Annotated in this window: 12 protein-coding genes; all 12 read right to left on the bottom strand. The window is 61.3% G+C overall.

From position 1 onward, the window contains the following. Nucleotides 1–115: 115 nt before the first annotated feature. Entirely contained in the window at nucleotides 116–1,753 is a 1,638-nt protein-coding gene (locus tag HU715_RS10815) for a BatD family protein (protein ID WP_186704890.1), read from the bottom strand. Continuing rightward, nucleotides 1,750–3,486 carry a tetratricopeptide repeat protein gene (locus tag HU715_RS10810; RefSeq protein WP_186704891.1) on the bottom strand — a complete coding sequence of 579 codons (1,737 nt, stop codon included), beginning with the start codon at nucleotides 3,484–3,486 and terminating at the stop codon, nucleotides 1,750–1,752. Before HU715_RS10810 ends, HU715_RS10815 begins: the two co-directional genes overlap by 4 nt. Continuing rightward, on the bottom strand, nucleotides 3,483–4,562 hold the full coding sequence (locus tag HU715_RS10805; protein WP_186704892.1) for a vWA domain-containing protein: 1,080 nt from the start codon (nucleotides 4,560–4,562) through the stop codon (nucleotides 3,483–3,485). The genes HU715_RS10810 and HU715_RS10805 overlap by 4 nt, the downstream gene beginning before the upstream one ends. Then, complete coding sequence (locus tag HU715_RS10800; RefSeq protein WP_186704893.1) at nucleotides 4,555–5,049, bottom strand: DUF4381 domain-containing protein; 495 nt, start codon at nucleotides 5,047–5,049, stop codon at nucleotides 4,555–4,557. The genes HU715_RS10805 and HU715_RS10800 overlap by 8 nt, the downstream gene beginning before the upstream one ends. After that, the gene (locus tag HU715_RS10795) at nucleotides 5,046–5,990 is read right to left on the bottom strand and encodes a DUF58 domain-containing protein (RefSeq protein ID WP_053119738.1); all 945 of its coding nucleotides are present in this window, start codon (nucleotides 5,988–5,990) and stop codon (nucleotides 5,046–5,048) included. Before HU715_RS10795 ends, HU715_RS10800 begins: the two co-directional genes overlap by 4 nt. Nucleotides 5,991–5,999: 9 nt before the next feature. Then, nucleotides 6,000–6,959, bottom strand: a complete 960-nt coding sequence (locus HU715_RS10790; RefSeq protein ID WP_039589986.1) for an AAA family ATPase — start codon at nucleotides 6,957–6,959, stop codon at nucleotides 6,000–6,002. A gap of 582 nt (nucleotides 6,960–7,541) precedes the next feature. Next, nucleotides 7,542–9,257, bottom strand: coding sequence for an ATP-binding cassette domain-containing protein (locus HU715_RS10785; protein ID WP_186704894.1), 1,716 nt, complete (start codon nucleotides 9,255–9,257; stop codon nucleotides 7,542–7,544). A 33-nt stretch (nucleotides 9,258–9,290) separates the two neighbouring features. Continuing rightward, on the bottom strand, nucleotides 9,291–10,463 hold the full coding sequence (locus HU715_RS10780; RefSeq protein ID WP_225917588.1) for a YcaO-like family protein: 1,173 nt from the start codon (nucleotides 10,461–10,463) through the stop codon (nucleotides 9,291–9,293). Between the two features lie 567 nt (nucleotides 10,464–11,030). Continuing rightward, nucleotides 11,031–12,008, bottom strand: a complete 978-nt coding sequence (locus tag HU715_RS10775) for an NAD(P)-dependent oxidoreductase (protein ID WP_186704895.1) — start codon at nucleotides 12,006–12,008, stop codon at nucleotides 11,031–11,033. A 15-nt stretch (nucleotides 12,009–12,023) separates the two neighbouring features. Next, on the bottom strand, nucleotides 12,024–13,322 hold the full coding sequence (locus HU715_RS10770) for an MFS transporter (protein WP_186704896.1): 1,299 nt from the start codon (nucleotides 13,320–13,322) through the stop codon (nucleotides 12,024–12,026). Between the two features lie 55 nt (nucleotides 13,323–13,377). Beyond that, nucleotides 13,378–14,388 (bottom strand): sugar kinase, encoded by a 1,011-nt coding sequence (locus HU715_RS10765; protein ID WP_186704897.1) that lies wholly within the window; start codon nucleotides 14,386–14,388, stop codon nucleotides 13,378–13,380. Beyond that, nucleotides 14,381–15,163 carry a sugar phosphate isomerase/epimerase family protein gene (locus HU715_RS10760; RefSeq protein WP_186704898.1) on the bottom strand — a complete coding sequence of 261 codons (783 nt, stop codon included), beginning with the start codon at nucleotides 15,161–15,163 and terminating at the stop codon, nucleotides 14,381–14,383. The genes HU715_RS10765 and HU715_RS10760 overlap by 8 nt, the downstream gene beginning before the upstream one ends. Nucleotides 15,164–15,247: the final 84 nt, after the last annotated feature.

Here is a 15,247-nt window from a genome sequence, read left to right as displayed (position 1 = left end):
ATTGCGTAGCAATCGCCAAAAAGGGGCTGCTGCGCAGCCCAGCGGGAGCAAGCTCCCTCGCCACAAAAGCTGAAAAGCTGAAAAGGCTGTGGAGGCTGCAAAACAGAAGTTTGGGTTATTTGGGATAAAGCGGCGGCAATCCGGAATCACCGGCCGAATCCAGCGCCCCTTCGGTGGGCGGAATGGTACGGATGGCCCGCCACAAGTCTTCGCCTTGCCAATGCTGGCCGGTTTCGCTGTAGAGCGCGCCGTTGAGACCGTCGAGGGCGTCGGACAGCGGCACGAAACGCGCGGCCATGTCGGCCAGGGTTTCCGGTTGCTGGCGGGCCCAGGCGTCCAGGGCTTGGCGAGTGGCGTGGGGATCGTTGGCCAGGCAGGTGCGCTTGAGGTCGTCCAGCAGGGTGCGTGGGCTCGGTCCGGCCTGGGTCGAGCGCAGGATCGCCGGCTGCCAACGGGCGCGCCACCACAAGCCGAAGCCGAGCAGCGTCGTGCAGGCCAGGATCAGGCTGCTCAGTTGCCAATACCACAGGGTCTCGCTGTCCACCGTGGTCACGATCTGTGTCGTGCTGGCCGGAGTATCCACCATCAGGCTTGGATTGTTCGCCACTTGCAGGGTCCGCGCCGGGAGACTGGTGCGGTCCAGATGATCTTCCAGGGTGTTCCACCAGACCACTTCCACCGGTGGCAGCTCGATGGTGCCGCTGCGGTTGGGCACCAGTGCCTCGCGGTCCTCGCGGCTGCCCACCAGTCCGCGTTCACTGCTGCGGCTGCTCAGTACCGGTTGGTCTGGATAACGCCGCAGGCCATTGATCTCGGTGGCCGGCAACGGCGGCAACTGGGCGCTGGCCAGGCCTTCGGCTTCCAGGGTCAGGCTTCGGGTCAGGGAATCGCCGACCTGGCTGTGGGTCGGCTCCGGGCTCCAGCTTTCACTCAACGACAGGCTGCGTGCCGGCAGCCAGGGCACGTCGGCCGGGTAGCTGGCCGGCTTGGGTTTGACGCTCAGCAGCAGTTGCTCGGAGCTGACCCGCATCAATTGGCCGGGCTTGGGGCCTGAAGGGGCGGCGTCCTGGGCCACCGGTTCGACCAGGGTGGCACTGAAGGTCTGGGCCGGAATCGTCAGCTCGCCGCTGCGCTGCGGGTAGATGCCATAACGCAGTTCGATGACGCCATGGCGTACATCGTTGATGACTTTTTCGTAGGTGCGCGATTCACCCAGTTGTTCGGTGCGCGCATCGGGGATGTGCAGCGGCGTCAGGCTGCTGTCGTCATACAGCGACACCGAATGGTAGATGCGCAGGGTCAGGATCGCTTGGGCCTGCACATACACGTCGCGCTGGTCGAGGCTGGCCTCGATGAACACTGGCGCCAGGGTTCCCGAGGCGTTGCGGGTTTCGCTTTCGATGACTTGCAGGGTGATCGGCTGAGTGCTCACTTCGCCCAGTTGCAGCGGCGGAATGACCACGGTGCCGCTCCGACGTGGCAGCAAGGTGATGATCCAGCGGGTGGTGGCGCGGTTCTCGCCGTCGAGGGTCGTCAACTGATTGACCTGGCGGGTGCCGCGCACATCGAACAAGGCCTGGAGCGGGCCCAGGTCGGGTTTTCCGAACAACGTGGCGTCATTGGATTCCAGGGTCAGTTCCACCGTTTCCCCGGAGTTCAGGCGGCTGCGGTCCACACTGGCCGTCAGCTGTGCAGCCTGGGTTCCAGAGGCCCAGAGCAGCAACACGAGGAGGTAGGCGGTGAAGCGGGTCATGGGGTTTTTCCCTGGGCCTGATGGCTTTGCTGTTCATACCAGAATTTACGCCTGAGCAGCTCGCCGGGGTTATCCGGGATCTGGCGCAACCATTGTTCCATGGCCTGGCGTTGTTCTTCTTCATTGCGCTGGCCGCCGGCGGGACGCAGCGGCGGCGTGGTGGTCTGTTCGTCAGGCAGCTCGCTGCCCGGCACATCCTGGGCGGTGGGCGGCTGTGCGGCCCGTGGGGGCTGGGATTCGTCCGGCGTCGCGGTGGTCTCGGTGGATGGCTGTCCCGGTTCGGAAGACTGGCTCGTCGAAGTGCTATCCGGCGCTTGCTCGGAGGGGGCTGGTTCCTCGTTTTCCGCGGGCTTGGGCTCTGGCGCCGGTGGTGCCTGCTCCTTCAACAGGCTCTGCACCAGCGCCTTGTTGGTCTGGGCCGGGCGCAGGTCGGGTTGCAATTCCAGGGCTTGTTCGTAGGCATCCAGTGCGGCCTCCAGCTCACCGCTCTTGGCCAGGGCGTTGCCACGATTGTAGTGGGCACGGGCGTCGTTGCCTTCGGCGAAGCGCCGGGCGGCTTCGCTGTATTGACCGGCTTCGTAAAGGGCGACGCCTTGCCATTGGCTGTCCTCGAAGCGGGCGGCGGCTTCGGCGGGGCGCTTTTGCTTGAGCAAGTGCTGGCCCTGTTGATCGGCGCGCAACCACAGGTCCTGGAATTCGAAGGCGTGGCCGGTTTGCGGCAACACGAACAGCAGCGGCAGGCAGAACAGCCAGCCGCGACGTCCGGCGCAGGCGGCCAGCAGCAACAATGGCAGGAGCAGCCAATAACCCTGGTCGGCCCAGGTGTCCAGGCGCAACGTCTGGCCGTCACTGCGCAGATGGCGAGGACCGTCCAGCAGGCCCAGGCCGCGCAGGTCGCTGTCGTCAAGCCGCGCCGGTCGGTAGCGACCGTCCAATTCGTTGGCGAAGGCCTTGAGGCCCGGGCTGTCCAGGCGCGGCACCAGGATCGAACCCTGGGCATCCTTGAGGTAACTGCCATCTTCCTGGGCCACCGGTGCGCCTTCCCGGGTGCCGATGCCCAGCATCAGCCATTGCGTGGCGGAACCGTCCAGGACTTGGCGGATGCCTTCACGTTCCTGTTCGTTCAACGACGAACCGATCAGCAGGATCCGACCGTGGCCGAGTTCACCCTGGTCCAACAGGGCCATGGCTTTATGCACTGCCAGGTCGGCGCGATGACCGCCTTGGGGCATGATCGACGGTGCGAGGGCTTCGAGCAGATTGGCGCTGGTGGCCAGGTCGTCGGACAGCGGCACCAGCGTGTGGGCGCTGCCGGCATAGACAATGATCGCGGTTTGGGCATCGCTGCGGTTCTGCAGCAGGTCCAGCAGCTTGCGCCGAGCCTGCTCCAGGCGCGTCGGCGGGACGTCGGTGGCGAGCATTTCCGGGGTCAGCTCCAGTATCACCACCAGCGGATCGGCGGGTTTCTGGCTGGTCTGCTCGACCCGCGCCCAGCTCGGCCCCAGCAACGCCAGCACGATCAACAGCCAACCCAGTCCCAGGGCGATCCATGGCAGCCGGCTTTCCCGACCCGTGCCACCGCTGAGCAGCACGGCGTGGAAGGCCGGCGGCAAGATCATCTGCCAGCGGCCCACTCGCTTCTGTCGATGCCACAGTTGCCAGAGCAACCAGCCCAGCAACGGCAGCAGCAACACGAACCAGGGGCGCAGCCAGTGTGGCCAGAGGGCGATCATCGACGCCTCCGCAAGCGCAGCCGCTTGAGCCGTTGACGCCACTCGGTGTGTTGGGCCGGTTTGAACAGCGCCTGGTTGAGCAGGCGCTGCAGTGGATTGTCCGGCCAGCGCGTCCGGGCCGCCAGCAGCACGCTCAGCAACAGTGCAACGGTCAGGGGCCAGTGATACAGCGCCAGGGCAGGGCGCGCTTGGGTCGGTTGCTGGGTCACCGGTTCGAGCTGGTCGAGGGTGGCCTTGATCGCCAGCAGTTGCTCACCATCCTGGGCGCGGAAATAACGACCGCCCGTGACCTGGGCAATGTCCTTGAGGGTCGGCTCGTCGAGGTCCAGGCTCGGGTTGACGCCGAGGAAGCCCGCCGTGCCGCTTTGTTCCGGGTCGGCACCGATGCCGATCGGGTAGATTTTCACGCCTTCGTCGGCGGCCAGCTGCGCCGCAGTCAATGGATCGATTTCGCCGCCGTTGTTGGCACCGTCGGTGACCAGGATCAACACGCGACTGTGGGCCGGACGCTGGCGCAGGCGCTTGAGGGCCAGGCCGATGGCGTCGCCAATCGCGGTATTCTTGCCGGCGATACCGATGCGCGCCTCGTCGAGCCAACGCCGCACGGTGCGACGGTCGAAGGTCAGCGGCGCCTGCAAGTAGGCCTGGCTGCCAAACAGGATCAGGCCGACCCGGTCACCTTCGCGGCCTTCGAGAAAATCCCCGAGCATGTGCTGGACCAGCGTGAGGCGGCTGACTTCTTCCTCCTTCCACTGCATGTCGGGAAAGTCCATGGAACCGGAGACGTCCACCGCCACCAGCAGGTCGCGACCGCTGGCGGCAATGGGCAACGGTTCCCCCAACCACTGCGGTCGGGCGGCGGCGATCAGCAACAGCAGCCAGAGCAGGATAAAAGGTGCCTGTTGTCGCCAGGTTGGCAGATTGGCCCGGGCCCGACGGCCCACCAAGCCTTCCAGGTCGCCGAGGAAACTGACCTTGAGCGCCGGCTCGCCGCTGTCGGCCGCCGGCAGCACCAGGCGCATCAGCCAGGGCAACGGCAACAGGGCGAACACCCATGGCCAGGCAAATTCAAACATGTTTGCGAATCCAGATTTCCACCGCCTGGGTCAGGCCGGCGATGGCTTTGTCGTCGAGCTTGCATTCGGGCTTGTAGGCGCCTTCCACCAGTACCATCCAGCGCGTCAGGCCGGCGGCCGGGCAACGGTTGTCGAGGAAGGCCAGCCATTTGCGCCCATTGAGGGTGTGGCTCTGGCTGTAGGGATAGTGATTGCGACACAGGCGCTTGAGCAGCCCGTTGAGCTGCTGCAGCCAGGCACCGGCCGGCGCGCCGTCGTAGGGTTTGGGCAGCCGGGCGAGTTCGGCCAGGGCGGCCACGCGCACCGGGTCCAGGGGTTGCTCATTGCGGTCCGTGGTGCGCTTGGCGGGAATGAAGCGGCGCAAATGCCACAGCCCCAGGCCCAGCAGCGGCAACAGCACCAGCAGCAACCACCAGCCCGGCGCGGGTGGCCAGAAGCCGATGGGCGGTGGCGCCATCAACGGTTGCAGTTGATCGAGACTGCTCATCGGCTTTTCCCGGCCCGCTTGGGGTTCAGGTATTCGCGCAGTTGTTCGACCATGTCGCCCTGGGTGCTCAGGGGCATCATCAGGATTCGCAGCTTCTGCGCCAGCAGCTCCCAGCGCTCCTGGCGAGCGTCGGCCTGGGCGCGATAGGCCTGGCGCAACTCGACATTCAGGGTGTCGAGCTCCAGTTGGGCATCGCGCTGGGCGAAACGCAGCAAGCCGGCGGCGGGCAAGGCGTGGTCCAGTGGGTCCGACAGCGGCAGCAGCAACAGGTCGCAATGGCGCGACAGCAGGCTCAGTTGCTGCTCGGCGCTGTCGGACAAGGCGCGCTCGTCGCAAATCACGATCACCAGGCTGCCGGGCCGCAGCACTTCCCGGGCTCGACGCAGGGCGATGCCGAACGAGTCGCGGTCCGGCTCGCCCTCGGTGTGCAGCGATTGGTTGACCCGCACCAGCCGGTTGAGCAATTGCAGAAGGCTCTGTTTGCTGCGCCGCGGCTTGACCTCGTAATGGGTGTTGTTGCCGAACACCAGGCCGCCGACCCGGTCGTTGTGCCCTAGCGCGGCCCAGCCGATCAGGCTGGCGGCCTGGGCGGCGAGCACCGACTTGAACATCAACCCCGAGCCGAAGAACAGCCGGTGGCTTTGCTCGATCATGATGAAGATCGGCCGCTCGCGTTCTTCGTGGAACAGCTTGGTGTGGGGCTCCTGGGTCCGGGCGGTGACGCGCCAGTCAATGGTGCGCACGTCGTCGCCGGCCTGGTAGACCCGCACCTGGTCGAAATCCACCCCGCGTCCACGCAGCTTGGAGTGATGCAGGCCGATCAGCGGGCTGCGTTGGCCTGGTGTCGAGAACAATTGCACCTCGCGCACGCGATGGCGCATCTCGATCAGCTCCGAAAGGCTGACGCGGATGCCCGGTGCGGGCGCTAGGGGGTTATTCATGACGCATGCTCAAGCGACAGCGACGACGTCGAGAATCCGCTGCACGACCCGGTCCTGGTCGATGCCGGCGGCCTCGGCTTCGAACGACAGGATGATGCGATGGCGCAGCACGTCGAACAGCACGGCCTGGATATCTTCCGGGCTGACAAAGTCGCGTCCGGCCAGCCAGGCATGGGCGCGGGCGCAGCGGTCGAGGGCAATGGAGCCCCGCGGGCTGGCGCCGTAGGCGATCCACTCGGCCATCTCCGGGTCGAACTTGGCGGGGTTGCGGGTGGCCATGATCAGTTGCACCAGGTATTCCTCCACGGCGTCGGCCATGTACAAGCCGAGGATTTCCTTGCGTGCGGAGAAGATCGCCTGCTGGCTCACGCGACGTTCGGGCTTGGTCTCGCCGTTCAGCGCTTCACCCCGGGCCTGCTGGAGAATGCGGCGTTCCACGGCGGCATCGGGAAAACCGATCTTGACGTGCATCAGGAACCGGTCGAGCTGGGCTTCGGGCAGCGGGTAGGTGCCTTCCTGCTCGATCGGGTTCTGCGTGGCCATTACCAGGAACAGCGGCGACAGCTCATACGTGCTGCGCCCGACACTGACCTGACGCTCGGCCATGGCTTCGAGCAGGGCCGACTGGACCTTGGCCGGGGCGCGGTTGATTTCGTCCGCCAGCACCAGGTTGTGGAAAATCGGCCCTTGCTGGAACACGAAACTGCCGGTTTCTGGCCGGTAGATTTCGGTGCCGGTGATGTCGGCAGGCAGTAGGTCAGGGGTGAACTGAATGCGATGGAATTGCGCTTCAATGCCTTCGGCCAACTCTTTGATGGCCTTGGTTTTTGCCAGCCCAGGCGCGCCTTCCACCAGCATATGACCATCGGCGAGCAGGGCGATGAGCAGGCGCTCGATGAGTTTTTCCTGGCCGAGAATCTGCGTTGAAAGAAAGGTTCGCAGCGCCAGCAGCGCTTCACGATGTTCCATCGGTGACTGTTCCTGGAAAGGGTGGCCCCAGGCGTTCGGATAACGCCGGGGCTGGGGGCGTTACTTTAATGCATGGCAGGGGGTGGCGACTAACGGGATTTTGTCTGGTGTGCGGATTTGTGATCGGTTTGGAGTCGTTGTGGGAGCGGGCTTGCTCGCGAAGACGCAGTGTCAGGCAACATTTTCGTCAACTGACACACCGCTTTCGCGAGCAAGCCCGCTCCCACAGGGATCTGTGGTGTACACCCGAGATCAGTGTGGGAGCCGAGCTTGCTCGCGATGACGGCGGCACATACACCTTCAATGCAGCCTGACCCACCGCCATCGCGAGCAAGCTCAGCTCCCACAACGGCAGTGGCGGTGCGCGCGGGATTCAGGAACGCCACGGATCCAGTGTGGGAGCGAGCCTGCTCGCGAAGAGGCCGGCACATCCAGCATCGTCGTCCCAGGCAGACTGCCATCGCGAGCAGGCTCGCTCCCACAGGAGATCTGCGGCATATGCGAATCCTGAGGCCACTCCAAAACAACTGTGGGAGCCGAGCTTGCTCGCGATGATGGCGGCACATACACCTCCAATCTTCGCTAGTTTTGCATCCGAATCTCATCCACCAGCAGCTTGATTGCTGGTCTGTCGACCAGCTCCCGCCACGGACCATCCTCCACGATTGCCCCAGCATGCATCACAATGACCCGGTCAAACCGATGCAGGTGATCAACGTCGTGGGTGACACATATCAATCCCTGCCCGGCAAAAACCTCGAATAACAGGTCCCAAAGGGGCGTGGTCAACCTGGGTTCGATGGATGCGCTTGGCTCGTCGAACATATTGAATTTTCCAGGCTTGTTGATCAGGCGCAGTAGCGATAGGCGTTTGGCTTCGCCTCCGGAGATATTCGATGCATTTTCGCTGACCTGCCGTGTAGCCACGATCTCATCCAGTTCCAGTTGTCGTATGGCTCTGGATAAAATGGGCGATGCGCTGCTTCCGAACAGAACCGATTGTTCAAAAGAGCCTTCCAGGAACCGTGGTTGTTGGGGGCAGTATCTCAAGGCATCCAAGTGAGCTTGACCGGTCAAAAGTGAGACCGGTACCGAGTCGATACTCAGTTGGTCACGCATTGATGCATCAAGCCCGGCGAGGACTTCCAGAAAAGTGGTTTTGCCTGCGCCGCTAGGGCCCGTAACAGCCACTGACTGCCCTTGGGCAAATGCCAGGGAGCGCTTGATCGACAGGCGAAGCGGTCCCGTTCCTGCCACTTCGCAGGGGTCGAGTTCCAGAACTGAGGACCGCTGGAAATCAACCCAGGCCAGCCGATTGCTGCGATCGAAATCCGGAAGCGATAGCAGACCCTGAAATTGACGCTGGTCTGCAAGAAACTGATCGAGAACACGATACCCTTCAGTCAAGGTTGAAATACTGAGCAGGTAGCTCCCCGCGATTGAAAAAATGGCAACCAGCTGCCCGACACTGATACTGGGCTGGCCCGAAAGCTGGTCTACGACGCCCCAGTAGAGCAATCCCCCAGTGGAAAGGCTTACGAACAATATCTTGGCGGTGCTCAGCAGGCCGCCAGATGATGCCGTAGTCACTGCGGCGTTGGCATAACGCCCGAACGCCGCGTTCAACGGGTGCAGGGCAGTAGGTATGGCACTTTCCAGTTTTATGTTTTTCCCGGCGTTGAGGGTGTTGTAGAGGTGGGCACTTAACTCATCTTCCTGTTCATTGACTGCATCGATGTGCTTTCTTCGCCATTTGATAATGTGATGGGTGGCAGCCAGATAGATAACTCCGAACGCCGTCATGCTCAAAAAAATTTCACCGCCTCCAATGTAAATAAAAGCAGTTCCAACAACTATGAATTCCAAAAGTACGGGAAGTGCAATGGTCACAATGAAAGTGAGTAGTTGTTCGTGCGCAGTAATTCCGCGCTCGACCGATTTGATGAAATGGCCGATTCTCCAGGAGTTGAATGACGAAAACTCTTTGCCGATGAGTTCTGTGATCCACCCAATGGAAGCGTTCATGATAATGTTTTGTACCAACTTAGACAGCGCGTGGATTTGCAGAGGAGTGATGGCGGCATGAATGCATCCCGCGGCAATCAGGCCTGCCGTCAGTGCGAGCAGGGTGCTGGATGCTGGATTTACATTGCCTTGCAGCGTGTCGATGATGGTTCCGAGTAATAGCGGAGGGGCAAGTGTAATCAGTTTAAGTGCGATGATGGTGATTATAGTTATCATCAGAAGTTTGGTGTGTTTTTTATAGGCGTTTTTTATCATTGCCCTAATGCTGTGCATGTACTCGCTCCTGGTTGCTTTGTGTTCGATAGTTCAACCGCGTAATACGTACTGAGGCACCACCAGGCGACCGTTTCTAATGATATTGAAGCGCTCAAGTCCGGGGATGTAGATTTGAGTGACGATGCTGTTGCCTGAAAAGCGAGCCACCGTTCGGTGGAATATTTTCATTCTTTTGCTTGATAGGTTTTTTTGCAGTTTTTCTAATTGTTCGGAGACTGTCGGGGAGTCGATATGTGCAGGGGAGTCAATTGTGGGAAGTGTCGCTCTTATGAGTGGTGCGAAGTCAATCAAGTGTTTCAGATGCCTTGATTTAGATAATAGGTCAAAGGTTTCTCTATCTATGGATTCTTCAGTGGCATCATATAATTCCTCGGACTGGAACTGTTCAGTAACTGCCCTCTGAATTGCGGTATGGATTTCAAGCGAGCATCCGGAACCGATGGGTGAAAGATGGTGACCTCCAGGGCCCGCCTTGGGAAATGCCACTGCAAAATAAACTGACAGCACGTCCTTGATAATGATCACTTGCAGTCTGTTCGCTGACGCCAAGGCAGCGGGTTGGCTCGTCAGCGCTGTTTCAAGCAACGCGGTAGAAGGTGTGTACAGTTCCATTGCCGGACCGAGGCCACAGACAGCCATGTAGAAAAGAGACAGGATATGCCTCTCGATTGTTTCGTGGGTACCATGTAACAGTGCTTCGTTCTCTGTGCAACCGAAAGCAATTCCTGAGTTTGATGAGTAGCGAGATAGAAAGCGCATTGCGGAATTCGAATCTTCGTGGATGTTTTGCGTCGTTTCAGGGCATAGAAGGACGCACGGTGCGAATAGCTCTTCATTATTGTTGAGCGAGGTAAGTCTGAAACATTCGATTAATTTTTCGGTGTGAGGCAGGCTGGTAAAGATTCCATCGTCTGTAACTGCTTTTTGAGTAGCTATCTTATCGGAGCGGTATCGTATGGGAGCATCAGCAAGAGGCTGAAACGTGCTGAAGTGTTCAATGCTTTCTGCCAGCGCGCCTAATAGTGAGTCGGGCCCCTTGCCAGCCCCCGATTCAACGAGATTATCGTTGCCATCAAACAGTTCGGCAGTCGCCACTAGCTTGGATGGTGTCGTGTACCGTGTTACGGCACTGAGGCCCAGTGCATGGAGCGTGGACATTATATTGAATAGCGCTTCGGTGGGTGATAGTTCTCGTTCTGACATGTGGGTCTCCTTTAAAGGATGCCGAAAGGAGATCCTTTCGGCATCTGTTCGCCGATATTTAATCGGTCACTGATTTAGTTAGTCAGCGACGCAAAAAAATCGGCTTCCGTTGCGAGGAGATCCTCAGAAAGCCCTAATGCCTGTGGCAGGCCAAAAAAGGTGTTATTTATTTCAGAGCGTTTTCTGCCCATGTCGATTTACTCCAATGTAGTTAATGAGCGTCGCGACGCGAGCGCCCAACTTGCGTGTGTTCGCAAGTGATTAATTAATAACATTGGGGTTGGGTGAAGGCTATTGCGCGACTTCCGAGGCTGACGTAGGTTCGTTCTTGCCGTTTAGTAGGAGGGAGGCGTAGGAATGTAGCTGCTTTGTTGAAAGTGTGGTTTTTCTCTACTGTTCTCGCCGTTTGGGGTGTTTATATTATTTTAAGAAAGGATCAAAAGGATAATCTGGTAGTTGTGTTTTAAGGCAGGTGTGCCCGGAAAAATTGTGTTGCGTGCGCATTTAAAGGAACACAGTTGCCATCGCGACCCTGCTCGCGATGGCATATTCGCAGGCGGCAACAACTCAGCCTACCCACGCCCCCGCATTCACCAGATTCACCGGCCGTTCCCCCGCCAACGCCGTCAGCAGGTTGTCCACCGCACAGCGTGCCATTGCCTCCCGGGTCTCATGGGTGGCCGAGCCCATGTGCGGCGTCGCGACCACGTTGTCCATCTGCAACAGCGGCGAATCGGCATTCAAGGGTTCGCGCTCGAACACATCCAGCCCCGCGCCACGGATCTGCTGGTTGCGCAGGGCTTCGATCAACGCCGCTTCATCCACCACCTTGCCCCGGGAAATATTGATGAAGATGCTCTCGGGACGCATCTGCGCGAACGCTTGGGCGCCGATCAGCCCGTGGGTCTCGGCTGTCAGCGGCAAGGTCAGGCAGATGAAATCCGCCTGCTGCAACAGCGTTTCGAGACTGCAATAACGTGCGCCGAACCGCTGCTCGACCGCAGGCTTGGGCGAATGGCTGTGGTAGAGCACCGGCATGCCGAAGCCGAAGTGCCCGCGCTGGGCCAGGGCTTCGCCGATGCGCCCCATGCCGATGATGCCCAGGGTCTTGCCATGGACGTCGGTGCCGAAATGCTGGGGGCCGATGCTCTGTTGCCACCTGCCTGCGCGGACCTGATTGGCCAGCTCCACCACGCGCCGGGCGGTCGCCAGGATCAGCGCGAAACCGGTGTCTGCGGTGGTCTCGGTCAACACGTCCGGGGTATTGCTGAGCAGGATCCGGCGTTCGGTCAGGTAATCGATGTCGTAGTTGTCGACCCCCACCGAGACGCTGGCGATGGCTTGCAGGTTCGGCGCCAGGTCCAGCAGCGCCGCGTCGAGCTTGAGGCTCGCGCCCAGCAGGCCGTGGGCGCTGGGCAGGGCGTCGCGCAGTTGTGTCAGGCCCTGGGCGTCGAGGCGTTCGATGAGCGTGACTTGGGCCTGGGCTTGCAGGCGTTCCATCAGTTGCGCTGACAGTTTTTTGTACAACACCACGTGCTTTTTCATGGGATGGGTCTCGATTCAGGAACGGGCGGGCGCCGGGTTGGGCGTCGCGGGGTGGGAGACGGTCCGGTCGCTGGCGCCAGGCTTGAGGGCGAGGGTCAGGACCACCGACAGCAGCAACGCACCGCTCATCAGCAGGAAGGACATGCCGGGGGAGCCAGTGGTGCCGTTGAGGTAGCCCACCAGGTACGAGCCGCCGAACGAGCCCAGCGCGCCCATGCTGTTGATCAAGGCCATGGCACCGCCGGCGACATTGGCCGGGAGGATTTCCGGAACGATGGCGAAGAACGGCCCGTACGGCGCATACATGCAAGCGCCGGCAATCACCAGCAAGCCATAGGACCACCAGAAGTGCTCGGCCCCCAGCAGGTAGGAGGCGTAGAACGCGATGGAGGCGATCAGCAGCGGCGGCCAGACGAAACGCTTGCGCTTCTGTGCCTTGTCCGACGCCCAGGACACCACCAGCATGCCGATCACCGCCGCCAGGTACGGCAAGGACGACAGCCAGCCGGCCTCGACCATGTTCATCTGCAGGCCGGCCTTGAGGATCGACGGCAACCACAGCACAAACCCATAGACGCCGATGCTCCAGCAGAAAAATTGCAACGCCAGGATGACCACCTTGGGCGAGCGGAAGGCCTCGGCGTAGTTCTTCACTGCTTTGATGCCGACCTGTTCGGCCGCCAAGGCACTTTCCAGGTCGTGTTTTTCCTGGTCGTTGAGCCACTTGGCCTGGGCTGGGCGATCATCGGCCAGGCGCCACCAGACAAAGGCCCAGAGCACCGCCGGCAAACCTTCGATGATGAACATCCAACGCCAGTCGAATTGCTGCACCAGGTAACCCGAGACCACGGACATCCACAGCATGGTCACCGGGTTGCCAAGGATCAGGAAGGTATTGGCGCGCGACCGTTCGGCCCGAGTGAACCAGTGACACAGGTACACCAGCATCGCCGGCATTACTGCGGCCTCGACCACCCCAAGCATGAAGCGGATGACGATCAGCCAGTAGGCGTTGGAGACCATGCCCGTCAGGGTGGCCAGTGACCCCCAGAGGATCAGGCTGACGAAGATCAGCTTCTTCACGCTGTGCTTTTGCGCGTAGATCGCCCCGGGTATCTGGAAGAAAAAGTAGCCGAGGAAAAACAGTGCGCCCAGCAGCGACGATAGTCCTGGGGTGATCATGAGGTCCTCGGCCATGCCCGAGGCGGCGGCGAAGCCATAGTTGGCCCGGTCGAGGTAGGCCAGGCTGTAGGTGATGAACACGATGGGCATGATGTACCACCAGCGGCGGGTGGCGAGGTTGAGCGTTTGCATGTCATTGACTCCTGAGCTTGTTGTTTTTGTTGCAGCAGGTGCGTTTGTGGTGGCTTCAATCGCGAGCAGGCTCGCTCCCACATGGATTTGCGCTGACCCTGTGGGAGCGAGCCTGCTCGCGATCGGCGTCATTGAATTCGGCCAATAGCTCAAGGCGCGTCGGCAACCCCTCCATGTCTCCGCGGCTCTGCACCGCGCGGCTGCCAATCCAGTTGGCGCGCTGCACGGCCGCGGTGATGGCCTGGCCTTCGAGCAATGCGCTGATCAAGCCGACGGCGAAGCCATCCCCGGCGCCCACGGTGTCGATCACCTGGGTTACCGGCACGCCGGCAATGACGCCTTCGTCCAGCGGCGTGCGGTAATAAGCGCCGTCCGCGCCGAGCTTGATCACGACGATTTCGGCGCCTTGGTCCAGGTAGAACGCGGCGATGTCAGCCGGATCGTCGAAACCCGTCAGCAGCCGGCCTTCGCCGAGTCCCGGCAAGACCCAGTGGGCGAGGGCGGCGAGGCGATTGATTTCAGTGATCATCATCGACTCGCTGCGCCACAGGCTTGGCCTCAGGTTGGGGTCGAACGACAGGCTGCGGCCGGCCTCGCGCATACGGGTCATCAGCTCAAATGACATCTCGCGGGCCTTGTCCGACAGCGCCGGGACGATGCCAGTGGCGTGCAGGTGTCGGGCGTCAAGCAACGCCGGGGCGATGGAGTCGATGGACAGATGACTGGCCGCCGAACTGCGCCGGAAATACTCGACTTGCGGGTCGCTGCCATCAACCGTAAGGGATTTGAACTGGAAGCCGGTGGGGTGCTCCGGGTCGACCGCCACATGGCGACAATCCAAGCCTTCGTTCTCCAGCGTCTGCGTCACGAAGCGTCCCAGGGAATCGGCGCCGACCCGGCTTAGCCACGCGACCTTGAAGCCCAGTCGCGACAGCCCGATGGCCACGTTGCTGTCGGCCCCGGCGATACGCTTATGAAACTGGTCGACACTGGCCAAGTCACCGCGCTGATCCGCCACCAGCATCGCCATGGTTTCGCCGAACGACAACACATCGAATTCAGACATGGACAGGCTCCCGGCGCGATTGCCCGAGACGGGACAGGGTGGCGACATGGCGGGTGGTCAATTGCAGCAAGTCATCGCCTTGCAACGGATACTCGGCGGCGCGCATGACGCCGGCAGGCATGTGCTTGAGCAGTTGTTCCCACAGATGCAGATCGGTCATGGCCGGAGGCGCGGCGACGAGTTTGCCGTCGGCGCGCCGGGCCACGGCCTTGCAATGCACATAGGCCACATACCGTCCGAATTGTCGGGCGGCCACGGCGGCCGATTGGTCCTGCCATTGCCAGTTGCCGATGTCGAAGGTCATGGCAACGGGCAACCCTTGATATTCGACGGCGGTGAAGAACCGTTGCAACGGTTCGATCCGCCCGCCTTGCAAGGTCTGGTCGTTTTCCACCAATAACTGCACCGGGCTTGCGGAGAGCACCTGGGCCAATGCCGACAGGTCATTGGAGTCGGTGAAGTGACCGAGGGAGACTTTCAGCCAGGTCGAACCGAACGCCTCGGCGCGTTGCAGGGCGAGTGCCAGGGCAGGGTTGGGCCTGGGCTGGCCGGCGAGCCACAGCTCCAGAGGCGACGAGAAGATACTGTGCAGGCCCCGGGCCCGGGCAGCGACGGCCAGTTCCGCAGGGTGTTCGGTGGTGAGCAATTCTTCGCGCCATTCGATGCGCGAAGCACCGGCGGCGGCCAGCAGATCGATGAAGCTGCCTTGGCCATGCTGGCGCACCAGGTCGGCGCCGTAGCTGGAAAGACTGATGGAGACGGGTGGGGTGTGCATTGTTGTTGTACCTCTGAAACCGGTTTCAGTTTTGTGCAAAAAAAGGTGGTTTGCTTTAGGGCCTCATCGCGAGCAGGCCCTCAC

Source organism: Pseudomonas zanjanensis (genome assembly GCF_014268745.2).
Taxonomy (GTDB): domain Bacteria; phylum Pseudomonadota; class Gammaproteobacteria; order Pseudomonadales; family Pseudomonadaceae; genus Aquipseudomonas; species Aquipseudomonas zanjanensis.
This window is presented reverse-complemented; position numbering and strand designations above follow the sequence as displayed.